General features: G+C 58.2%; 17 protein-coding genes and 5 pseudogenes. 12 read left to right on the top strand and 10 right to left on the bottom strand.

Annotated features, from left to right (window positions below; translation table 11 throughout):
• Positions 1-12: 12 nt before the first annotated feature.
• Positions 13-1,755, top strand: a complete 1,743-nt coding sequence (locus K6301_RS24290) for a hypothetical protein (protein WP_247221391.1) — start codon at positions 13-15, stop codon at positions 1,753-1,755.
• Positions 1,756-1,903: 148 nt separating this feature from the next.
• Here the strand turns inward: K6301_RS24290 and K6301_RS25140 are convergent.
• The 4 genes and pseudogenes from K6301_RS25140 to K6301_RS24270 form a co-directional block, all read right to left on the bottom strand.
• Positions 1,904-2,071 (bottom strand): annotated as a pseudogene (locus K6301_RS25140) (RHE_PE00001 family protein); the annotation flags it as partial.
• 33 nt (positions 2,072-2,104) lie between these two features.
• Complete coding sequence (locus K6301_RS24280; protein WP_247221390.1) at positions 2,105-2,752, bottom strand: HNH endonuclease; 648 nt, start codon at positions 2,750-2,752, stop codon at positions 2,105-2,107.
• Positions 2,745-3,959, bottom strand: coding sequence for an AAA family ATPase (locus tag K6301_RS24275; RefSeq protein WP_247221389.1), 1,215 nt, complete (start codon positions 3,957-3,959; stop codon positions 2,745-2,747). Before K6301_RS24275 ends, K6301_RS24280 begins: the two co-directional genes overlap by 8 nt.
• Positions 3,960-4,104: 145 nt before the next feature.
• On the bottom strand, positions 4,105-5,253 hold the full coding sequence (locus K6301_RS24270) for an RHE_PE00001 family protein (RefSeq protein ID WP_247221388.1): 1,149 nt from the start codon (positions 5,251-5,253) through the stop codon (positions 4,105-4,107).
• 412 nt (positions 5,254-5,665) lie between these two features.
• Here K6301_RS24270 and K6301_RS24265 point away from each other — a divergent pair.
• Positions 5,666-6,604: pseudogene (locus K6301_RS24265) on the top strand (hypothetical protein); the annotation flags it as partial.
• 1,534 nt (positions 6,605-8,138) lie between these two features.
• On the opposite strand, the gene K6301_RS24260 reads toward K6301_RS24265, so the two are convergent.
• Positions 8,139-8,408 (bottom strand): helix-turn-helix domain-containing protein, encoded by a 270-nt coding sequence (locus tag K6301_RS24260; RefSeq protein ID WP_247221387.1) that lies wholly within the window; start codon positions 8,406-8,408, stop codon positions 8,139-8,141.
• Between the two features lie 348 nt (positions 8,409-8,756).
• Here K6301_RS24260 and K6301_RS24255 point away from each other — a divergent pair, with 348 nt between their 5' ends.
• The 3 genes from K6301_RS24255 (at position 8,757) to istB (ending at position 11,348) form a co-directional block, all read left to right on the top strand.
• Positions 8,757-8,930 carry a hypothetical protein gene (locus K6301_RS24255; protein ID WP_247221386.1) on the top strand — a complete coding sequence of 58 codons (174 nt, stop codon included), beginning with the start codon at positions 8,757-8,759 and terminating at the stop codon, positions 8,928-8,930.
• An 89-nt stretch (positions 8,931-9,019) separates the two neighbouring features.
• Positions 9,020-10,546 carry an IS21 family transposase gene (gene istA, locus K6301_RS24250; protein WP_220360292.1) on the top strand — a complete coding sequence of 509 codons (1,527 nt, stop codon included), beginning with the start codon at positions 9,020-9,022 and terminating at the stop codon, positions 10,544-10,546.
• Positions 10,536-11,348: an IS21-like element helper ATPase IstB gene (gene istB, locus K6301_RS24245; RefSeq protein ID WP_220360291.1), complete on the top strand. Its 813-nt coding sequence runs from the start codon at positions 10,536-10,538 to the stop codon at positions 11,346-11,348. Before istA ends, istB begins: the two co-directional genes overlap by 11 nt.
• 52 nt (positions 11,349-11,400) lie before the next feature.
• Here the strand turns inward: istB and K6301_RS24240 are convergent.
• Positions 11,401-11,685 (bottom strand): annotated as a pseudogene (locus tag K6301_RS24240) (Fic family protein); the annotation flags it as partial.
• Positions 11,686-11,998: 313 nt separating this feature from the next.
• Between K6301_RS24240 and K6301_RS24235 the strand changes: the two are divergent.
• Positions 11,999-12,277: pseudogene (locus tag K6301_RS24235) on the top strand (DUF4143 domain-containing protein); the annotation flags it as partial.
• A gap of 348 nt (positions 12,278-12,625) precedes the next feature.
• Here K6301_RS24235 and K6301_RS24230 read toward each other — a convergent pair.
• Complete coding sequence (locus K6301_RS24230) at positions 12,626-12,892, bottom strand: hypothetical protein (protein WP_247221385.1); 267 nt, start codon at positions 12,890-12,892, stop codon at positions 12,626-12,628.
• Positions 12,893-13,328: 436 nt separating this feature from the next.
• On the opposite strand from K6301_RS24230, the gene K6301_RS24225 reads away from it, so the two are divergent.
• The 6 genes and pseudogenes from K6301_RS24225 (at position 13,329) to ligD (K6301_RS24200) (ending at position 19,227) form a co-directional block, all read left to right on the top strand.
• Positions 13,329-15,398 carry an ATP-dependent helicase gene (locus K6301_RS24225; protein WP_247221384.1) on the top strand — a complete coding sequence of 690 codons (2,070 nt, stop codon included), beginning with the start codon at positions 13,329-13,331 and terminating at the stop codon, positions 15,396-15,398.
• Between the two features lies 1 nt (position 15,399).
• The gene (gene dinB / locus K6301_RS24220; RefSeq protein ID WP_247222513.1) at positions 15,400-16,488 is read left to right on the top strand and encodes a DNA polymerase IV; all 1,089 of its coding nucleotides are present in this window, start codon (positions 15,400-15,402) and stop codon (positions 16,486-16,488) included.
• Positions 16,489-16,558: 70 nt separating this feature from the next.
• Positions 16,559-17,149 (top strand): SOS response-associated peptidase, encoded by a 591-nt coding sequence (locus K6301_RS24215; RefSeq protein WP_247221382.1) that lies wholly within the window; start codon positions 16,559-16,561, stop codon positions 17,147-17,149.
• 245 nt (positions 17,150-17,394) lie between these two features.
• Positions 17,395-17,628 (top strand): hypothetical protein, encoded by a 234-nt coding sequence (locus K6301_RS24210; RefSeq protein WP_247221381.1) that lies wholly within the window; start codon positions 17,395-17,397, stop codon positions 17,626-17,628.
• On the top strand, positions 17,616-17,978 hold the full coding sequence (locus K6301_RS25055; RefSeq protein ID WP_343298953.1) for an I78 family peptidase inhibitor: 363 nt from the start codon (positions 17,616-17,618) through the stop codon (positions 17,976-17,978). The genes K6301_RS24210 and K6301_RS25055 overlap by 13 nt, the downstream gene beginning before the upstream one ends.
• 197 nt (positions 17,979-18,175) lie before the next feature.
• Positions 18,176-19,227, top strand: a pseudogene (gene ligD, locus K6301_RS24200) (non-homologous end-joining DNA ligase).
• A 60-nt stretch (positions 19,228-19,287) separates the two neighbouring features.
• On the opposite strand, the gene K6301_RS24195 reads toward ligD (K6301_RS24200), so the two are convergent.
• The 3 genes from K6301_RS24195 to ligD (K6301_RS24185) are packed head-to-tail and all read right to left on the bottom strand — an operon-like array spanning position 19,288 to position 22,900.
• The gene (locus K6301_RS24195) at positions 19,288-19,818 is read right to left on the bottom strand and encodes a DUF4334 domain-containing protein (RefSeq protein ID WP_247222510.1); all 531 of its coding nucleotides are present in this window, start codon (positions 19,816-19,818) and stop codon (positions 19,288-19,290) included.
• A 24-nt stretch (positions 19,819-19,842) separates the two neighbouring features.
• On the bottom strand, positions 19,843-20,220 hold the full coding sequence (locus tag K6301_RS24190; RefSeq protein WP_247221380.1) for a DUF4112 domain-containing protein: 378 nt from the start codon (positions 20,218-20,220) through the stop codon (positions 19,843-19,845).
• A gap of 40 nt (positions 20,221-20,260) precedes the next feature.
• Positions 20,261-22,900 (bottom strand): DNA ligase D, encoded by a 2,640-nt coding sequence (ligD, locus tag K6301_RS24185; protein ID WP_247221379.1) that lies wholly within the window; start codon positions 22,898-22,900, stop codon positions 20,261-20,263.
• Between the last annotated feature and the right edge of the window lie 2 nt (positions 22,901-22,902).

Genomic DNA, 22,902 nt, shown 5'->3' with positions numbered 1-22,902 from the left:
AGAAACCTGGCAGTGGCAAATTCCGAGCAAGGCAGCGAAGCGCTCTACGCGCTTCGTGCGGCCCTCGACGATCAACGCTCGAAAGTCCAGCCCTATGCCCGTCAGTCCGAGGTCATCACCTACGAAGTTCTAAGAGCCCTCGACGATCTCTTCATGACGAACCTGATGGAACCGTCAAGAAAACTTGCCGCCGAAGAGGATCACTATCGCAAGCTGTCGACCTGGGGGGTCAACAAGGCACTTCGAAGTGTTTTGCCTCCCACGCTACAAGCGCAGCCTTTCAAGGATTTTCCATCGAGGCAAGCCAATCAAGAGAAGTGCGACGATCTGCTTTTTGAGTGCGCGATGCTGGAGATCGGGGAACGCTACGAAGCATGGCTACGCGAAGGAATTATAAAAGGAGAGTTGCGTCGTCACTCACGTCCAGATGATGATGCGGACACGGACGTCTTGATCCTCAGCGACCACGCACCCTCGTATTTCGACGAGGAAATCGGTTGGAACGGTCTACAATGGGCAAGCAGTGTCGCTACATGGAACAATCGCGGTCATGAACGAAGGCTGGAGCAACGCCATCGGAAGATGGCACGCCACATGGAGCGTTGCGTCGAACTGGTCGGGGGCTGGAAGGTCTCGTATTCGACGACGAAAGACATCGATGATTATTTCTCTGAATGGGCACGCCTTTACCTGAAGCGCATGCAGAGTCAGGATCTTGTCGGACCCGACGATGTCATCGGAGGGCGCCCTTTCTCGAGATATGTTTCAGTGCTCGAGGCACTCTCGGCGCGGTCGCAAAAACATATAGCATTCGCTGCGATGCTGCGAGCCCGCAGTCGATCGGCGGATATGCGAAACCTGCTCACGACTTACGCAAACCGCACATACTTTATTGAATCTGTCTCGGCCTACATGGACGCTGATACAAGAGAGATTAGCGAGATCCTCGACTCCCTGATTTTGTCGGGCGAAAACTTGGATGTCCACACATCAAGAAGTGAAGCGGCGTGGGCACCTGTCGTCCAAGCTTCCTCGGAAACATTCATCCTTCCAGTCTATGGGCTTGATATAAACCCGTTTCAATTTCTTCTCACGGACTTGCGCGCGCGGTACGAGAGTGACTGGTTCCGTATTGCCAACAATCGGGAAGCCAGATGGGTTGGCGAACTCGAGCAACTCTACGCAGGTCCGCGGTGGCAGCGAAATACCGGCAACCTGAAACTCCGCCTCGATGGCAAGGTAGCCACCGACATCGACTTCGCGACCCTCGACACCAAAACCAACGAGCTCGCGATTTTCCAGCTCAAATGGCAGCAACCGGTCAGCCTGGACAATCGCGTCCGGCGGAGTACGGGCCAGAATCTAGTGAATGAGAGCAATCGCTGGATTGATGTCGTGCTTTCGTGGCTCACGCAAAATGGCGTCGGCGAGCTGGTTGGCAGGCTTGGCTTCCAAAGCCCGAAGTCGCCCACGGTCCATCTTTTCGTGCTCGGCCGCTATCATGCCCGCATCACCGGCTTTGACAATCACGACCAGCAAGCCGTGTGGTGTTCCTGGGCGCATTTCAAGAGAATGCGAACCGAGGGTCCACGACGGTCTGTCTCCCAATTGGCGGGGGACCTGCGGTCAAGCGTTCACCAGTTGCGATCATCAAAGAAAGGAGAAAGCTCGATGCTTTTGGTAGGCGAGCTTCCGGTCGTGATAAATCCCACGTCAACCCCGCCGGCTCCACTTGTGAAACCGGCACCCAATTAGCGGCCTCGATTTGGTCCCAGGGTAACTCGAGACGCGAACGATTCCTCCCCCCTCAACGCGCGATTGTGGGAGGCGAAACAGAATGGCCACGGCCGCGAACTGCTCCCAGACAGTGATCTTCAAGCTGCGTTTCTGCGCAAATTCGACACAGGCCCTCGAGATGAACGAGTTCACCCTCAATCCAGAGCGACGCGCAGGCGTCGGCAAAGTGGGTCCGTTCAATCCAACCCTGCCCGACCGGTGAACGGGCGATGCGCTCGTCCAGACGCGTGAGTGCGATACCGGCGTCTAAAGCCGGCCGCATCAGCGCTGTCATGCTGATTTTCGAAATGTCAAAGGCGGGGCGGTATCAAATCCGGTCCGGAAACGCGCCCTCGAGGCTATCATCGGCCTCCGATGACCAGAAAAGACCCTGCGCCTCATCGAAAGATTCCTTTTCGAGTTTTGCCAAACCGAAAAATTCGAAGGTGTATTGTGCCTTCGCATCGTCGGGTCGCAAGGCGTATGAGACGATATAACTCAAGCCATCCTGGACCGACCGCCGCCTAATGTGGCTCTCGTAGCGATCGAAGTTTGGATGGATAATAAGATATCGATCCGGGTTTTCATGGTCGTCGAGGACGGTGTCAGGGTCAACCACGAAGCTGATCTTCTCGCCTTTGTACTCCATATTACAGCGTTTGCATGATGCGGAGAGGTTGCTCGAGTGATAGCTCAGCGTTCGATATCGCCCCTTAGGCAAGATATGTTCGCGGTCTCGTACAAATCGACCACCTCCGCCCATCAAAGTGCGACAATAGCAGCACGTCTCCTTGTGCCGAGCCATATGGTGTTCAATGAGTTTCTGTTTCGCGCTCTCGAGATGAGCGCGAACCGCAGTTAGCGCGGCATCCTCATGCGCCCATGGGTCGGTGTGCTGTAGCGCTGTCTCGATCGCAGATACTTCGTCGTCACTCAGTTCAAGGTCGGTGAGCGCGGGTAAATAAGCGTCAGGCACCATCGACCCCAAAGTTGTTGCGGTCGGCCTCGACGGTTCTCGCCAACTCTACGACACGGTCTAGGAAAGACATCTGCTGCGGGTCGAAACTGCCGTCACGGAGAAGATCGACCAGCGCTGCGACTTCGACAGCTGTAGTAGTCCCTGCCCTTAACTTCGAGAATTCACGAGAAAGGCTTTCGCTGACGAACCTGTTCGCTGGCGTGACGGTGCCAAACGATTCGAACAGCGTTTCCTCCAGACTTGCCTTCTCACCCGGTCGAAGGCTCGGGGTCACGTCGGTCAGGCCGCTGCTCGTAAGGCGGAGCACTTCGGCGCTCACGTCATCGAGCAACTGCGCCCCGGAAACGATGATGGGTGCATGCGTCGCGATGACAATATTCGGTTGTCGATAGGACAAAACCACAAGGAGCCGCTCGACGTACTCGCGCTGCCATCGTGGATGAAGGCTATTCTCGGGCTCGTCGATCAAGACGATCGCTTCGTCAGTGACTGAAGCATTCAGAAACGCCAAGCAAGCGATAAGCGTTAGCTGGCCAGAGCTGGCTTCATGAATCGGGATGGTACCCCACTCCTTCTTTGAGAGAAACAATTCGACACGAACCAGATAGCCTGCAGATCGCAGGTGCGGTTCCCACGCAAGAATCTGCGCAGCCTGATTACTTCTCGATAGGCTATAGGAATCACCGAAGTCCAGCCACCAGAGACCGTCACTCCCAAGGTTATCGGTGTTCATCAAAAGCGGCAGCAAGTAGCCCAAGTCGTCTATCGAGAGATTATCGTCCAAGGTGAAGGTGATGTCAGCCCTGATAACCGACAGGATTTGCTCTGGTGTCACGGCTATTTGCGTTTCTCCATCATCTGAGACTTTTGCTGCTCTGAAGACAACTTTAAGGCCGATCCTTGGGTCGTATCCGCAATACCTCAAAGTTTCAGACAAGGCACGAAGTCGGATTGGTCCCTCGCTCATCGCGTTGACGATGGCTCGCTTCAAAATCCTCTGAGGGAGATTTCTACCGGAATTCGCTGAGATCCGCTCGATTCCACGCAGATTTACGAAGCGATCATAGACGGTATTGCTTATCGCAAACACTTTTCGCTGCCAGCGCTCCCTGATCGCTATTTCGCGGAGAAGGCGGCTTTTCCCCGCGCCGTTCTCACCCACGATCAGCGTGACGTTCAGCCCTGCTTTGAGGTAATCGAGCAAGGTATTCTCCCCTCACCAAGTTTCCGCTAGCCCAATTTTTGAGATTGAAGATCCCTTGCCCGCACTATTCCTCGGTTGCACAAATTGCAACCTGCTGAGCGCCGGAGCGAATTCTACCGAAACGAATGATCGAGCACTTCAAATTTCACATGACTCCCCACGCCCGAAACCTCCCCCTCCCGGTCATCTCGCGCAGGCCCAGCTCCGTCACGATCCGCCGCGCCGCCTGCGGTGTGACGCCGAGCGCTTTGGTGACCGTCCCGGCATGAACGAGCGGTGTGGCCATGACGAGGTCCACGAGCGCCGGCAGTTTTGAGGATGTTCGCCTTCCCGACAATTTGCGCTCCATCATTTTTCGCGCGAGCGCCAGCCGGTCATGCTCTTTCAGCCCGATCTCGGCGGCCGCGATCAGCCCGTCGGCAATGGCCAGCAACCGAACGTCGCGGCTGCGATGCCGGCGCCGATCGACGGGGATGGTTTTCAGGCCGAGATTGATGGCGGCGAGATGGGCGCCGGTGGTGACGCCGGCCTGGCGCAGGATCGAGGCAGCGAGGTGCCGGCCGAGCCAGGGCGCGTGTTGCAGCACCTCGAGGGTGTTCCAGGCATCGAGGGCGACAATCGCCTGCAGCACCGACGGCAGATTTTCGGCCTGGCGCAGAACAGCGCGCCATTCCTCCAGCCGCGCGTCCTCGTCCCAGTCGAGATCATAGACGAGTGGATCGCGATCTCGGGCTGTTAGGGTCGGCGCGGCCGCCCTCTTCAACACGGCCTCCGAACGTGCCAGCACCGCATCGATAGCGGCGAGCTGGGCGTCGAGTGCGCTGGCGCCGTCATCGATTTGCGCCCCCTCCCCTTCTTCGAGCGCATCGGAATGCGCCTCGGCGGCTTCGCTCTCGGCGGCGCCGCCGCCGATAGATGGTGCAGGCGCGCTGGCAACAACATTGTGCCCGCGCAGGCTGCGGAGGCCGTCCGGACTGAGCGCCCAGCCAGGTGGCTGCGCCGCGATCCGCCGGCGGGTGCGCAGGACGTCGCGGGCGATGGTCAGTTCGTGGGTCGGGGTGCGGATGTCGTGGCTGGCATCGTGCAGGACGAGGTCCTCGAGGTGGACGAGCTCTCCGTCGATCCAGAGGGAAGCGCAGGCATCGGCGAAATTTTGGCGTTCGAGGAAGCCGCTTCCCACCTCCGAGCGCAAAACACGCTCGTCGAGACGGGTGAGCGCGGTTCCAGCCTCGGAAACAGGCTTGAGCAGGCTCTGGATGGGCAATTTTGTGACATCGTAAGACATTGAAATCATGGTAAACGATTTGCTAAAGGAACTCTATCTATAAGTTAGGGTTCCTAACTGGGTATGCTTCACAGGCGGGCTTTCTACCATCGATAACTACTGCTTATCGATAGTTACAATACGCCTCCTAGGCTTATAAATAGAGAAATAAAACTTTGCCACCCGGTTGTATATTTTAATCTTCAAGATTCTTTACGAACCACATCAATTTTCTCATTCCTCCTCGGAACTAATACTGCAGAGAATGCTACCTCTGCGCTCCGAGACGCATGCGACGGGGCTGTTCGTCCCGGGGCTGATATGTCGTTCCATAGCGATGTCGCCCTTTTCATCGCGCCGGCTGCGGTACATTTTTTGTTAAATGTCACCCCCTATTTCCGCTCGCCCTCGGCATTGATGTCAAGCGAACGGGAATGCGAGCATGTCCAAACCAGACCTTTCATCACGTCAATTTCAGCGCAAGATCTCGAAATTCTGCGAACTGCGCATCGCGCCAATTGCCTCGAAGCGTTCGACGAACACCATCGAGGCTTATCTCGCCAAACTCATCGCGCACCGTATGATCCCTCCCCTTCTGAATGGTCGTTTCGACTGGACAGAGATCGCACACGCTTGCCGCCTCGGTAAAGAACTGACCGGAGACCTCAAGAAGCAGATCTGCATCGCCCTGGATGCGATCATGCGATGGCTTGGTGCCCGACCCGTTGTGGACGACGTCTGTTCAAGACGGACTCTCCGATCCCGCGGACCCGACCAGCAGGAAGCCGGGGAAGCCGCGCCCGCGACCAGAAAGGCGCAGGTTGGCGATGATGCCCTTCGCGCTCAACCTGCTTTCGTGGAACGAGGACCAGAGCCGAAACACATCTCGCCGTTTCAGGAGCCATTGTTCGAGGCGAGCACCGACCCCGCTGCATTTCAGGATGCTCTGGTGTATCAGATGCGCCGTTTCGGCGAGAGCTACTGGCAGCTCTATCGCGCCGTTGTCCGCCTAGGCGAGACGTTTGACGACAAGACCTTGTTGTCTTGGATCCAGGGCGAGCGGGTGCCGCGGTCCGTCGCCAACTACGACATCCTCGCCCGCATTGAACGGCGATACCGTCTGCCGGCGGGATACTTCAAGGCAAAGCTCCCGCACCAGGCCCGCTCCCTGCACGGCCACGACCTGAGCGACATCACCCCGGCGGAGCGGCGCCGGATTGCTTGGCATCTTCCCGATGATTTCAGCAGCTTGCCCTTCAGCAAGCGGGAGGAAATCCTCGACTGGGTACGCCGGGTGATCATTTCGGGGGCGACCGACTATCGGCGGTATCAAGCGGCTGCCAGCAAACAGCGCTTGATGAAGTGGAGGGGTCCCACGTTTAACTCGCTAGAAACCCTGAAAGTGACATTATTATTCCTCCTTCGTGACAATTCTATATAGTTTTGTCACAACGCGGGTGAGGGTCGTCCAGTCATTTTGATTAACAGGACCGGTTCCCGTCTTCCTCGAAAATTCGTTGATAAGAGCAAGTGCCTCTCTGCAATTTTTGGTCCATTCTTTTGAAATTTTGCTGTCAACATAGCAGTATAGCATGACGGGACTGATCGTTTGTGACGCGAACATTCTGTGCGCAAACCTCTCGGGATCGGTCCTTGCGCCGGTTTTTAGTTCGTATATTACCTCGCATTTCCCCGACACAGGGCACAAGCACAAAGTAAAAAGTGTCACGAACGCACATAGAGATGTTTTCATAACCCGAGCCTGTGTTTTTCTTTAGGTTGAGTAAAGAGTAATCTTAGGTTGCGACGCGGTGCGCTAAGTATGAGCGTCTGGCGCTGCGTATGAGCACGTTAAGCGAAATCATTTAAAGCGAATTTGCTGCCGCGGACTTTCTAAGCGATTGGAAGGCCAATTTACCACCGACAGGCCTTGAGTCTGGTATGACAGACGCCGTGGAATGGCTGCCAAAGCCGCCTCTTGATTGGGCGATATTATCGCACGATATCAATCAGATAGGGCACGAGTGAGGCGCTCCGTTTCTTTTGTCTCAAGCTCGTACAACACGTTCAAGCTTGGCAGCTGACAGTTTCTTGGGCCTCCTATACGCAGGATCTGATACGAAAATTCCAAGATTTACGTGCGCTTAAGCCGGCGCTTTTCCTCAGGAACCGCACGGGGTATCGCCTAACAAAGACGTCCGATAATCTTGCATTATCAGATATCTTGAAGACAACTGCACAATTGCGCATGCCGGAGCTTCCTCGTCCTCAGCCGTGGTCGACCTCCAACAAGCGGGGCCTGCGGGGTCAGTCGAGCATGTTGCAAGCCATCTCGGATGGACCGGCGGTTTCGCCCTCAGCAGCTAGACCAACGGCGGCAGCATTAATGATGTCCGCCGCCCTCCAGTCCTCAGTCCGACGTCGTTTTCGTCAGTTCCAGCCGTTCGCATTCCTCCATACCGATTCGGAGGCGCCAAAAGTCAATGTGCGAATATCGCTTGCAGCGCCGCCGGCATATTCTTGTTCAGCTCGAAAAGTCGCGCCCTTCGACGAGCCATGCTTCCTTATCACAGTTGAGATCGTAGACTGACGGTTTCTCTTTCGGCATGCATATCACCGCTAGCGCGGCTCGCCGTTAGTAACTCTTGATTGCAGCCTTGACCGGTTGAGCAGTGCGTCGATAGCGGCGTAGTTGATAGCGGAGAGATTCGCTGCGTCATAGCCATCGCCCCTCCCGTCCGGTTCGACTATCTGTGCCTTCTCAGCTCGGCGGTCGGCCGCGGCTCAGTCATGACCGTCTGATGGTCCAGACGGTTCCCGGGACTTTCCCAACGCTTGAGTACCCTCTGTGCAAACGCCTAATTCGGGGGCTACACCGCACTCCGCCGGGAGCCGTTTGAGCTCGAACTAACGGATCAGGACGGCTTCTTGAAGCGAACGCCGGCGCCGCCGCCGTTCTCAGCGATGAATTCGACGCCAGCGCTCTCAAGTGCCGACTTGATTGCTTTTAAATTCGCCGCAGTTAACGTCGTCCTTCCCGCTTCCACCTCTGCTCGACTTATCGTCGCCACCCCGACTCCCGCGGCGAGAGCGAGTTCCTTCGCGCTCCATCTGATCAGCGCGCGAGCAGCACGAATCTGCGCTCCTGTGATTTTGCCGTCATCATGTGATTTCAAATTGATCATCTTATTATTGTTTGGTAGAGGTGATTTGCCTGACTTCATGTTTAGGCGGCGTCACCCGATGTTGGAGCATCGGCTGACGCCTGACCACAATCAAGCTGGTAGGAGCTCGGATCATGGCTGATTCTGAGAATAGCAGAACTTTGCCTGCAATCATCAATAGAAACCTTTCCATCCTCATCACGTCGCTGCCGCGTTAGCCCCTAGGCCGAAGCGCCACTTCAGCGACCGAACCCGCACGCGCCCCGTCACGGAGCAGTACGCCCCTGCTCCGTGAACAGCGATTCGCGTGTTTCACACACCCTTACCTGTCTCAGGTAGCCAGAAAAACATCCAGGAGGGAACACCATAATGGCATCCATGCACCAATTCCGTTCGTTCACGCTCGCCGCCGCGCTCGCCACAACTGCCCCGGTAGCGCTTCTCGCGGGCATTGCCCAGGCTGAGGATCTTCGTGTCGGAACACAGATGAAGCTGATGACGCTCGATCCGCACTACGCGGTGTTGATTTGCACTGAGAGCTGACCCGGGATTGCGGGAAATTATCACTGAGATTTGACCCATGTTTCAATCATCCCTCGCGAGGTTTCAGCGGGGGCTCTGGAGTGATCGACATGGCGTTACTGAGCGTAATACGACGCTGGCATTTTCGAGAGCATCTATCGATCCGGGAGATTTGCCGCAGGAGCGGCCTGTCCCGGAACACCGTCCGCAAATACCTGCGCCTGGACGGCGTGGAGCCGAAGTTCAAGGTCCCGGAGCGACCGAGCAAGCTTGATCCTTTCGCGGATCGGCTGTCGGCCTGGCTGAAGACGGAATCGAAGAAGGGCCGCAAGCAGAAGCGCACCCTGAAGCAACTTCATGCCGACCTGGTGAGCCTCGGTTACGACGGCTCCTATTGCCGCGTTGCAGCCTTTGCCCGGGAATGGAAGTCAGACCGGCAGAGGGAATTCCAGACGACAGGGCGCGGAACGTTCGTGCCTCTGGCCTTCGAACCAGGCGAAGCGTTCCAGTTCGACTGGTCGGAAGACTGGGCCATTATCGGCAACGAGCGCACCAAGCTGCAGGTCGCACATACGAAGCTAAGCTATAGCCGTGCCTTCATTGTTCGGGCCTATCTCCTTCAGACGCATGAGATGCTGTTCGATGCCCACAATCATGCATTCCGCGTGTTTGGCGGCATTCCCGGCCGCGGTATCTACGACAACATGCGCACGGCGATCGACAAGGTCGGCCGTGGCAAGGAGCGCGACGTCAATGTCCGTTTCCTGGCAATGGCCAGTCACTATGTGTTCGAGCCCGAGTTCTGCAATCCCGCGTCCGGCTGGGAGAAAGGACAGGTCGAGAAGAATGTTCAGGATGCGCGTCATCGCTTCTTCCAACCTGTTCCACGGTTTCCATCATTGGATGCCCTGAACGACTGGCTGGAGCGTCGATGCAAGGAGTTCTGGGCAAAGACCCCACACGGACAGATGCGCGGCACCATTGCTGACATCTGGGCTGAGGAAGCTCTGGCGCTGATGCCTGTTACCCGCCTGTTCGACGGCTTCGTCGAGTATACAAAGCGGGTCACGCCAACCTGCCTCGTCCATCTGGAGCGCAATCGCTACAGCGTCCCGGCATCCTTCGCCAATCGACCGGTGAGCCTGCGGGTTTACCCGGATCGTGTCGTCGTCGCAGCGGAGGGGCAGATCGTGTGCGAGCATCGCCGCGTGATCGACCGTTCTCACGATCGGCCAGGACAGACCATTTACGACTGGCGGCACTATCTGGCGGTGGTGCAGCGCAAGCCCGGTGCTCTTCGCAATGGCGCTCCATTCGTTGAGCTACCGGAGGCATTCCGGGCCTTGCAGCAATATCTCCTGAAGAAGCCGGGTGGCGACCGCGAGATGGTCGATATCCTGGCCCTTGTTCTCCAGCATGACGAACAGGCCGTGTTGTCGGCCGTGGACATGGCGCTGAAGTCCGGCGTTCCGACCAAGACGCATGTGCTGAACCTGCTGCATCGCCTCGTCGACGGCAAATCCTTCACACCGCCCACCATCGACGCGCCTCAGGCCTTGACGCTCACCAATGAGCCCAAGGCGAATGTCGAACGTTACGATGCGCTGAGAAAGACGGAGGTTCGCCATGCGTCATAATCCGGCAAGCGGCGCTGTCGTCATCATGCTGCGGCAACTGAAGATGCACGGCATGGCCCAGGCCGTTGGCGAACTCACCGAGCAGGGATCGCCGGCGTTCGAGGCTGCCATCCCGATCCTATCGCAGCTCCTCAAGGCTGAGACCGCGGAACGTGAAGTGCGATCGACGGCCTACCAGCTCAAGACGGCACGCTTTCCAGCCTATCGTGATCTGAACGGCTTCGACTTCACCAGCAGCGAGATCAACGAGGCACTGGTCCGTCAGCTTCATCGCTGCGACTTCCTCGACGACGCCAACAACATCGTCCTGGTCGGCGGTCCCGGCACGGGCAAGACGCATATTGCCACGGCCATCGGCGTCCAGGCCATCGAACATCATCACAAGCGGGTTCGGTTCTTCTCAACCGTGGAACTGGTCAACGCGCTTGAGCAGGAGAAGTCCCAAGGTCGTGCAGGCCAGATCGCCAACCGCCTGGCACACTCCGATCTCGTCATCCTCGACGAGCTGGGCTACCTGCCATTCAGTGCTTCAGGCGGTGCGATGCTCTTCCATCTACTAAGCAAGCTCTACGAGCACACCAGCGTCATCATCACCACCAACCTGAGCTTCAGCGAATGGGCCAGCGTGTTTGGCGATGCCAAGATGACCACCGCGCTGCTCGACCGCCTCACACATCATTGCCACATCCTCGAAACCGGCAACGACAGCTTCCGCTTCAAAAACAGTTCGGCCCATGAGCCCAAAACGACGAAGGAGAAACGCAGGAACTTGACCACCCCAACCACGACGGACGATACCTAAGGCGGGTCACTTCTCGGCGCAAATCCCGGGTCAGCTCTCAGTGCAAATCAACAACCAGGTCCATGGCCTCGGCGTAGCCCGCGACTTCCTGCTCGTCGCGCGTGTTGAAAGATTGCATCCGTATATTGGAAAGAAGCTCTTCGACTTGAGCATCGGAAAGCTTCGCTCCTTCGATACGGGTCGAGGAGCCGACGCTCTCGACGGTCGCGACTTTGCGCAATGCATCAAGCCGATCGGGAGAGAGCGTTTTCAACGCATCCCATCTGCCCTTAAACTCATCGATTTCCGCTATGAGTTTGACAAGGTCTTGGGGTAGATTGATTTTTAGTTCCCTCATAAACGGATCGTCCAAATATCCGATTCCATACCCGATTATACCCGATTATACCCGATAATCCACCAGGCATTTCCGGCCGGTTTAGCCGCAGAAATCAGCCAAACTTTTGTCACCTCCTTAGGGATGCTCATTCTTTTGTTCGCCCCACCCGGAGGCAAGAGAACACCTTTCATCCCGGATAGCCATTGTCTGATCGACCGGCGGACGATCACGTCGAGACCCGAAGCCTTCGGGCGCAGCACACCGCGCGGGCTTGACATGTCGTTGCGGTCGATAGAATGGCTTTGGAACCGAACGAAGGAAAACTACGACGGTAAAGGCGGATCGCGGAGCGTTAAGTGCGCTTGTGGAAAGCTTTGTGTTCGCGGAAGTCTTAAAGCTCATGGACGCTTCAGGCCTGCGTGTGACACCTTATCATTTTCGGGATCAGCAGATGCACGAGGTGGATATCCTCCTGCAACGCGATGACGGCATGATCGTAGGGATCGAGGTCAAAGCGTGCGCTACGGTAAGGTTGAATGACTTTGCGGGACTGCGGACCCTGGCCTTCGGTGACAGATTATCTGCTGTACCGTTGTCCGCCTTGTGGAGCTTATACTTGGACCGGATAGGGTCCAAAAAGGAGCATAATCGAGATCTCTGCGCCAGCAGGGGCTTCTTGCACGCGAGCCCGTTCCGGAGAGCGTCAAACATATTCACGGCAAGGATCTGTCTTTCGGGCGCGAATACATCATTCCATCGCCGTTAGATCCCCGACTGCTGAGTGAGATCTCGCCGGCCGCGGCGCGGGCGGCAATCGAGACTGGTGCAGCGCGGTAAAGCGCGAAAACCATCAAATTCTAGCCGCGGCATGACACGGCGTTTCGGATAGACGGCAACGTTCGCGTTTGACTGAAGTTCTATCCAGGAGGATTGGCGCGTAATCGCCAGTCCTTTCGAGCTACGACGAACACGCAGCCTCGAACTCGAGAATAACGTCAGGCGCGTTGTCATCACGAAGGACCGCATCTGCACCGGCAAGGCCTGGATCCAACTGAGCCGCCTCTTTTGTATAGGAGGAGATGAAGAATGCCTTTTCACCCTCCCAGACTTCACGGCCATTGACAGTCCCAGGGCAAAGGTGCGCTGCATCGAAATCAGATTGCAGCTCATCGACCGTCGGCTGCGTCGTGGCGAGCGAAACTGTCAAAGCCAGAACGAAAAACATTGTAACCTCGGCGCTGTCTGAAACGCCCACTCATCAGATTCTGTTCCACAAGTCGACGGGCTCACGGGCGATCTCACGCACCGGTGATCAGCGATTTATATCTGAACGTAGATCAACGAGAAGAGCTCAACGCCTTTGGCCAGGCTGTTGCCGGCGCCGAACAAAACCTGGAAGATTAGAAGGTCGAGTTGTGGACGGGGCGGTCACATTGAACGGCCGCGGCATACTCGCGAGAGCGCTTGCGCAAGACATGGCCCGATCTTCAAAGGGCGGAAATTGGTTCAAAGGAAACCCAACGTCATCATGAGCAGGTTTTGCTTTCCGGGGTTCTCAGCTAGCGCTTGATCTGCTATGTTCCTTTTTTGTTCGCGCGAAATCGGAAGCTGCTGAGCCGAGACGAAAGACCTGGGAGATTTTCATTGGACTGTTCGGCAAGATGACCGCAGCCTATCTCGAGAAACTGAACGACCGGCAGCGCAATGCGGTTGAGCACGGCGTAGGAGCGCCTGACCAATCAATCGGTGGCCCTCTCCTTATTATCGCTGGCGCAGGAAGCGGCAAGACCAACACGTTGGCTCACCGCGTCGCGCATCTGATCGTCAACGGCGCCGATCCACGCCGCATTCTGCTGATGACCTTTTCGCGGCGCGCGGCGTCGGAGATGGCGCGGCGGGTGCAGCGCATCTGCCGGCAGGTGCTCGGCGACAACGCCGCCGTTATGACGGACGCTTTGGCCTGGGCCGGAACGTTTCACGGGATCGGCGCGCGGCTGTTGCGGATGTATGCCGAGCAGATCGGCTTGAGCGTCGATTTCACGATCCATGACCGTGAAGACTCCGCTGATCTCATAAATCTCGTCCGGCATGAACTGGGCTTTTCCGCTAAGCAAAGCCGGTTTCCGACCAAGGGCACGTGCATCTCGATCTACTCGCGGGTGGTCAATTCGCAGGTGTCGATCAAGGAGGTCCTCAAATCCTTCTATCCCTGGGTGCTTGAATGGGAAGATGAGCTCAAGCAGCTCTTCGCCGCCTACGTTGAGGCCAAGCAAGCACAGAACGTCCTGGATTACGATGACTTGCTGCTCTATTGGGCGCAGATGGTTTCCGAGCCGGAATTAGGCGAGGATGTCGGAAATCGATTTGACCACATCCTCGTCGATGAATACCAGGATACAAACCGCCTCCAAGCGTCGATCCTGATGTCTCTGGCGCCCGGCGGCCGTGGCTTGACCGTCGTTGGCGACGACGCGCAGTCGATCTATTCTTTCCGCGCGGCAACCATCCGCAACATCCTCGATTTCCCGCACGAATTTTCGCCGAAGCCCGCAGACGTCATCACGCTCGACCGCAATTATCGCTCGACCCAGCCCATTCTGGCCGCCGCCAATGCCGTCATCGAGCTGGCACGTGAGCGCTATACGAAAAACCTCTGGACCGACCGCGCGTCGGAGCAGCGCCCGATGCTCGTCACGGTCAAGGATGAGATCGACCAAGCCGCCTATATCGTCGAGCAGGTGCTCGCAAACCGCGAGATCGGCCTCACCTTGAAGCAGCAGGCCGTGCTGTTTCGCACCTCCAGCCATAGCAGCGCGCTCGAAATCGAGCTCACACGGAGAAACATTCCCTTCGTCAAATTCGGTGGTCTTAAATTTCTCGACGCCGCGCACGTCAAGGACATATTGGCGGTCATGCGATTTGCGCAGAACCCACGCGACCGCGTTGCGGGTTTCCGTGTGCTGAAGCTGCTGCCTGGCATTGGACCGCAAACGGCCGGTAGGATCCTCGACACGATCGCGGCCGACCCCGAGCCGTTGCAGTCGCTGGCCGAGGTTCCACCCCCGCCCAAGACCGGCGATGACTGGCCCGCCTTCATCACGCTCGTCACGGCGCTCAGAAAGGCCGAGGCCGGCTGGCCGGCGGAGATCGGCACGGTGCGGATGTGGTATGAACCTCATCTCGACCGCATCCACGAGGATGCCGATACCCGAAAGGAAGATCTCGTCCAGCTCGAGCAAATCGCCAGCGGCTATGCCAGCCGTGAACGGTTCTTGACCGAACTGACCCTTGATCCACCAGACGCCACCAGCGACCAGGCTGGCGTGCCGCTGCTCGACGAGGATTACCTGATCCTCTCGACGATCCATTCGGCCAAGGGACAGGAGTGGCGCGCTGTGTTCATGCTCAACGTCGTCGATGGCTGCATTCCATCCGATCTCGGTGTGGGCACGACCGCCGAACTCGAAGAGGAGCGCCGGCTGCTTTATGTCGGCATGACGCGAGCGCGCGACAACCTTACCCTGATCACGCCGCAGCGCTTCTTCACGCATGGCCAGAACGCCCACGGGGACAGGCACGTCTATGCCTCCCGGACGCGCTTCATACCAGCGACGCTGCTGCAATATTTCGAGACGACGACCTGGCCGACGGTGTCGGCCGCGGCCAGTGAGCGAAGCGCAAGGCAGATCCGCATCGATGTCGGCGCCCGTATGCGCTCCATGTGGACGTGAGATGAGCGTGGACCCAGCCCAACAGGCGCGGAAGATCATCCATGTCGACATGGACGCCTTCTATGCGTCTGTCGAGCAGCGCGATAATCCCGAGCTGCGGGGAAAGCCGGTTGCCGTCGGCGGCTCGGCGGCGCGCGGGGTCGTGGCCGCTGCAAGCTATGAGGCGCGGGCCTACGGCGTGCGATCCGCACTACCGTCGGTGACGGCCAAACGCCGCTGCCCCGACTTGATTTTCGTGTCGCCGCGCTTCGACGTCTACCGTGCCGTGTCCGGCCAAATCCGCGAGATTTTCACGGAGCATACCGACCTGATCGAACCCTTGTCACTTGACGAGGCCTATCTTGACGTCACGAGCAACAAGCAGGACATTCCGATTGCGACTGAGATCGCCGCCATGATCCGCGCACGTATCAAAGACGTCACCGGCCTCAATGCCTCAGCCGGCATCTCCTACTGCAAGTTCCTCGCCAAGATGGCGTCGGATCTCAACAAGCCGAACGGCCAAGCGGTCATTACCCCCCGTAACGGGCCGGCTTTCGTCGAGGCGCTGGCCGTTAAGAAATTCCACGGCGTGGGGCCATCGACCGCCGCGAAGATGGAAAGGCTTGGCATACTGACCGGTGCGGATCTCAAAGCGAAATCCCTGCCCTGGCTACAGGAGCATTTCGGCAAGTCGGGTGCCTGGTATCACAACATCTCCCGCGGCATCGATAACCGGCCTGTCCAACCGGATCGACCACGCAAGTCGGTCGGCGCCGAGGACACCTTCACGGTCGATATCTTCGATCTCGACGCCGCGCGCGCGGAAATTTCGCCGCTTGCCGCCAAGGTTTGGCGGCACTGCGATGGAAAGAGCCTCCATGGGCGGACGGTGACACTGAAGGTCAAATATGCCGACTTCCAGATCGTCACCCGCAGCAGGACGTCTTTGACGCCGATCGGCAGCTTAAAGGATCTCGAAGCCATAAGCCAATCGCTCCTCCAGGCGTTGTTCCCCACGCCAAAAGCCATCCGCCTGCTCGGTGTAACGCTCTCGTCCTTCAATGGCGACGAGGAAGCCGATGCGGACCAGCTTGAGCTACAGATTTAATCCCTGCAGGTCGAAATGCACGCCTGGCGCCCTACCTTGCCAGGTATGGCATTGGTCAATCGGAGGCGCCATGTGCAACGATTATCGCCTGACGGTCGAACTTACCTCGGTTATCGCGGAATTTGAGCAGCTCAAGATCAAGATTCGCTTTCCCGAGGGTCGCCCCAATATCGAGGCGCGCGAGGACATCAAGGTCACCGACACGGCGCCGATCATCCGCGGCGTCGAGGGCGAGCGCGGAATGGGCGAGCTGATCCAGCGAAGGTGGAGCTGGCCGAGCCCGACCAACAAGCCGGTCTACAATTTTCGCTCCGAGGGCCGCGAATTCACATCCAACCGGTGCCTCATCGTCGCCGATGGCTTCTATGAATTCACAAAACCGGGGGATCCGAAGAAGAAGCGCAAGGACAAGTGGCTGTTTCGCAGGATCGGTGAGCCCCTTTTCGCCATTGCCGGTATCTGGCGCGAGACGGACGGTGTCGGACAAGCCTTCACGATGCTGACGATGGAGCCGGGCCCTGATGTGGCGCCCTATCATGATCGTCAGATTGTGATCCTCGAACGGAGTAGTTGGGCCGATTGGCTTGATAGCTCTGTCCAGGCGAAATCCCTGATCAGGCCTCTTTCGCCGGGGTCCCTCTCGGTAGAACAGGTTGGTTGATCGCTTCACGCCTGATCGCGCGTACTCAAAACGACAGACGCGTAAGTTGATGCGAGACCGCCGGCGCGCGTGTTTAAGTGTCTAGCAGCGATGTCCGGTCCGCCCCGACGCGTGAGCGAAGGCCACATTTAGCAGGATGGACTCTTGAGCGCGAGAGCGTACAGTGCTGCTGTGGGTGGAAATTGATACCGGCGCCGCATTTGCGAGTGTTGATCCGCTCCCGCCCCAGGCACGAGGGCTCGACCATGAACAGTCATCCCCGACAGGGGGCTTTCCAGCCAGAGGAACTGGACGCACTGCAGTCGATCTATGATGAGATCACTGCGCAAAGCTGGTTCCCGGACCTCCCAGAAGCGCGCGAAGATCTAGCCAAATACCTTTTTGAGACGTTTCAAAGCCCAACCTACGACGCGGACCGTCACCGCTCAGATATCGAAGCGTCTGTTCGTCTCTACTATGCGAACGAATGCGCTCATTAACGTGCTCTTATTTCTCCAAAATAGCCAGCACGTATCCGAAAGCTGTTGTGATGCGCGTTGATCGACCAAGACCATCCCTAACGATCATCGCCGCGCTCCTAGCAGTTGCGGGCTGCGCGACGGAAAAACCGGGGCGCGTGCAGGCGTCAGGTACCTGTGATGGCATTGCTGCCATGCGCCTGGTGGGTGCATTGAGGATTTCCGACGCCGACGCGATGCGCTTGACCGGTGCGACTATCGTGCGCCAGATCGCTCCAGGTCAGCCCGTCCAACAGGACTACACCAGCGCGCGCGTTACGATCGAGACCGATCCGTCATCTGGTCGCATCGCTCACGCAGCGTGTGGATGACGAATGATCGTTCCCGCTATCGGGCCGAAGAAGAGCTCGCAAGCGCACGGCGCAGAGCCTCATAAGCCTCATCAAGGGCCAATTTGAAGGGCTACGACACCGGCTGGCAATGGCGCGGTAAAAAAGTGATCCACGCATACTGAAACCTTTACGGACAATACTATCTACGGTCTCAGTCAAACACGTGGCTAAAATCAATGAAAAAGCGCAGATCAACCATTCCTCTGCTTGATGAGTCCAGCGCGACGCTTCAGTCGCGCGCCATTCGCCGACGGGATCCCGAGCAACCAAACCTACCGTTTGATCCGATGCCCGAGCGTGTCGAGCCGTGCCTGGCGCTGCTACGTCGTGGGCCTCCGGAGGGATCTGACTGGCTTTACGAGATCAAGTGGGACGGGTATCCCTCGCAATCCATATCGAGCCCAAGGCCGTGCGGATCATAACGCGCGGCGGCCACGATTGGACGCATCGCTTTCCCGGAATCGCCGACGCAGCAACAAAACTCGGCGTCGGGACAGCGATCCTCGACGGTGAGGCGGTGGTGCTCAACCGGGAAGGCCATTCGGACTTCGGGGCGCTGCAACGTTCTCTCGGCGGCCGCGGCGGCAAGCGGGAATCCACCGAGGCAGTCTTCTTCGCTTTCGATCTCCTCTATTTCGATGGCCATGATTTGACCCGGACGGAGCTTTCCGTTCGCCGGCACCTGCTGGAGGATTTTCTCGACGGCGCCGTCGGCGCGGTGCAGCTGTCGGAAGAAGTCCATGGCGATGGCGGCCAGTTGCTGGCGAATGCCTGCTCGGTGGGGCTAGAGGGCATCATCGCCAAGCAGCGCGACCGGCCATATCGCGCCGGAAGGACGGGCGATTGGGTTAAGATCAAATGTGTTCAGAGCGAGAGCTTCATGATCGTCGGATATGAGCGTTCCAAATCCGCCCGCGGCGGGGTTGGCAGTCTGTTGCTTGCCGCCCGTAGGGGCGATGACTGGGTCTCGGTCGGTTCGGTCGGGACGGGATTTAAGACGGCCGATGCCGAGTACTTGCGCAAGACGCTCGATAAACTGAAGATCAGCAGGCCAGTCATACCTTTAAAGGGCAAAAGCTATGTCTTCGCGAAACCGACGCTGATCGCCGAGATCGAGTTTCGCGGGTGGACGGATGACGAAAACCTGCGGCATGCGTCTTACAAGGGTCTCCGCGAGGCGCAGGACAATGCAGCGGTCTTCGACGTCGGTGACAAATCTGCGAGCTGAAACGGGCTGCGCGCGGTGCGCGACAAGAAGCCGTGAGTGAATTCAAGGGCCATACGACGATTACGCGGGCTCGCCGACGCGCTTCAGTTCGAAGAAGTATAGCTGATTGTGCCCGCTAATCGCCATTGCGCCCATCAGATGCTGGCCGTCGATCCGCCGGAAGTGGTCAACGATGGGCTGTGCATCGTAGACCATGGCCGCGCTGGTCTTCCCGTTGAAGGGGAGCATTCTTACGGAGGCGATCGGACCATTCGCCCGCAGGCGACGATGGAGATTGGAGAATAGATTTCCGACGACCCGCGTTCTACCGAGAGCGTGAAAACGAAGTGCCAATCGAAGAGAAATCCATTTGGCATCCATTGCGACCAGGCGTCGCTCTCCCGATTGGAACAGCAGCGCATCCGCGCGCAGTTCCGAGGTGAACCTCTTACCGAACCAGCCAAGATTTTCCAGCACGCCGTCGAGGGGATGGCCAGATGGGATACCCCGCCCCCTCCACAGGCCGACAAGTTCGTGCGGCCCGACCGGCGGCAGGTCGCGGAATCGCTGAAGAGCCGTCTCCTGAGCGACGATCGGACTATCGGTGCGCATCATAACGGGGCATACACCTGCTTTCTATCGATCAAGATCGGCATGATCGAGACCGAAGTGTTCCATTACCAGCCGCAGATTGCGTCGGTTGGATTTAAAGTAGGCGTCGAACACATCGCCAAACAGCGGCACGCTACCACAGACTGTATCGAACCCGACATTTACCAGCATCTTTACCAGTTTGGCGTAAGGGACGCCGAGCCGGCGCGCTTCATTTATGATGATCAGGCTGACGGCTGCAGCCGCGAAGTCACCCACACCTGGTATCAGGCCGATAACCGAGTCCGCGCCGAACGCGAAGCGCGTGCCCGGAATCCGCAGCGCGGTGTCCATGAGCCGCGCCAGTCCGCGTATTCGCCGAAGGCGCGCCATGTGCTCGATTGAGAGGGTCTGCGTTTTCATTGGTTCGAACTGATCTGGATACGCGAACGTTCAAGGATCATCACGCTGCCTTCTGCTTGTTCAGCCGCTTGATGGCTTGTTCCAGCGGTCGTTGGCCGTCTAAGTAATCCTCCCACGCGCTCCTCTTTGACAGAAACGCCGGCACGCTGCGCAGGGTAAACCGCTTGGGATCGAGATCGGATCTCACCTGCGTCCAGGTCAGCGGCATCGATACGGTGGCGCCCGGCCGTGCTCGTGGCGAGAGCAGCGCTACGGCCGTTGCCATGCGATCGTTGCGCAGATAGTCGAGGAAGATGCGGCCTTCCCGCAGGCTCTTGGTCATTTTGATGAGGTAGGCATCGGGATTGTCGCGCGCCATCTCCTGGCAGACGTCGTGCGCAAAGGCTTTGGCTTCAGCCCATGAGAGTGGCTTGCGGACACTAACGGCAAGTGGTGTTACGACATGCAGACCCTTGCCGCCCGTCGTTTTGCAAAAGCTGATGAGCCCCAGGTCGTCCAGCCGGTCGCGCATCTCGCGCGCGGCCGTAACAACGGCCGAGAAGGGCACGTCCGGGCCCGGGTCGAGGTCGAACACCAGCCGTCCCGGGACCTCAGGCTCTCCGGGCTCGCAGTTCCACGGATGCAATTCCACCCCACCGATCTGGGCGATGGCGAGGAGGCCTTCGACGCGGTCAACCTGGAGATAGGGCTTCTTGTCGCCGGAGACCTTGACCAATTCCAACAGGTTCGACGTCCCCGGCATGGCGTGCCTTTGAAAGAACTGTTCGCCCGCGGTCCCATCAGGCGCGCGAATGATGGAACATGGCCGTCCCTTGACGTGGTCGATAAGCCAAGAGCCGACAGCTTCGTAATACCGCGCGAGATCCTCCTTCGTGACGGGCTGTCCGTCGCCGCCGGCGTCGGGCCACAAGGGCTTGTCCGGATTGGAGATGAGCACGCCCATGACGTCGGCCTTGGTGCCCTTCCGGCGCGTGGGCTTTGACCTTGTAGCTTTCGCCGGCTCCAGCGTCTCGGTCTTGACCGGAGACGCCGGCTTTTCGGCCTCCACCTCCGCGGCTGGCTTATCCTCCCGCAGACCCTTGAATGCCGCTTGTCGGACCAAGCCATCGGCGGTCCAGCCAGCGAACTCGATCTCCGCGACCAGTTCGGGTCTGAGCCAGACCAGCTCCTTTGCCTTCTTCGGCGCGCCAATGCCTGTGAAGGGAGAGGCCTCCGCTTCCACTGCCTTCAACTTCGGCAGCAATGTTTCGATCGTCTTGGCACCATATCCGGTGCCCACCCGCCCAACATAGACAAAATGTTCGCCGCGATTGACACCGACCAGAAGCGACCGAAACTTGCCGCTGGTCTGGGCGTAGCCACCGATAACAACCTCGTGGCCGGCCCGGCATTTTGACTTTGTCCATGTGCTTGCACGACCTGACTGGTATGCCGCATCTGCCTGTTTCGAAACGATGCCTTCAAGCAAAAGCTTGCATGCGGAGCGCAACACCGCATCACCGCCGGTCTCGAAGTGCTCGACGAAGCGCAGACGCGGTTCGTCGGTGGCATCAGCAAGCAGGGTCTGCAGCCGGCTCTTGCGGTCTGCCACACCTATGCCCCGCAGATCCTCGCCACCGTCGAACAAGAGGTCGAATGCGAAATACACCAAATTGCTTGTAGCGCCTTCCGACAATGCCGCCTGTAGCGCTGCGAAGTCAGGAGCGCCATTATCATCGAGCGCGCAGATCTCGCCGTCGATGATGCAGTCGGGAAGCGCGGCCGCGGCTTTTGCGATCTCGGGATATTTTGAAGTCCAGTCCAACCCCTTACGCGTTTTGAGAGTCACCGCACCGTCTGCAATGCGCATCTGGATTCTATAACCGTCGAATTTGATCTCGTGCAGCCAGGTGTCGTCCGCTGGCGGACGCTCTCTCGTTTCGCAAAGTTGCGGCGGGATAAAGCCCGGCATTTCGGCGGTGGCGGAACGCGCGACTGTCGTGCGAGCCTTCTTCTTGCGCTCATCGGCGGCGAGACCGTGCTTGCTGTCCCAGATGGCATCTGCCCCGACGTCGGCGCTCGCCGTCATAAACGGCGTCGGCTTTCGTCCCTTGCCGCCAGCGATTTGTTCCATCGTTCGCCCCGAAGCGACGGAGGACATGTTCTCTTCTAAGATGGCGGCGCCATTCTCGTCGACACCGTGCTCGTCATGGTGCTTGATCAACAGCCAGTTGGTTCGCTTTCCGCCGTTGCGGTCGTGACGCATACGCACGAGTACGAAGCTGCCGTGAAGGCGTTTGCCGTGCAGTACGAACTTCAAGTCACCCTTCTGCAAAGCGTCCTCAGGCGACATCTTACCTTCGGGTTCCCAGTATCCGCGATCCCACAACATCACCGTCCCGCCGCCATATTGGCCCTTTGGGATCGTGCCTTCGAAATCGCCATAGTCGAGCGGATGGTCCTCGACCTCGACGGCCAGCCGTTTGTCGTTTGGATCAAGCGACGGCCCTTTCGTCACCGCCCAGGATTTGAAGACGCCGTCGAGTTCAAGGCGGAGATCGTAATGAAGGCGCGTGGCATCGTGTTTCTGGATAACGAAACGGAGCCTGTTCGACCGCTTGACGGTTGTCGAGCCGCTGGGTTCCTGCGTCTGCTTGAAATCGCGCTTTTTCTTGTAGGTTGAAAGCTTGTCAGCCGCCATCT

The organism is Shinella oryzae (assembly GCF_023038235.1).
Taxonomy (GTDB): domain Bacteria; phylum Pseudomonadota; class Alphaproteobacteria; order Rhizobiales; family Rhizobiaceae; genus Shinella; species Shinella sumterensis.
The sequence above is the reverse complement of the archived record's forward strand: the minus strand, read 5'-3'. Positions and strand labels throughout refer to the sequence as shown.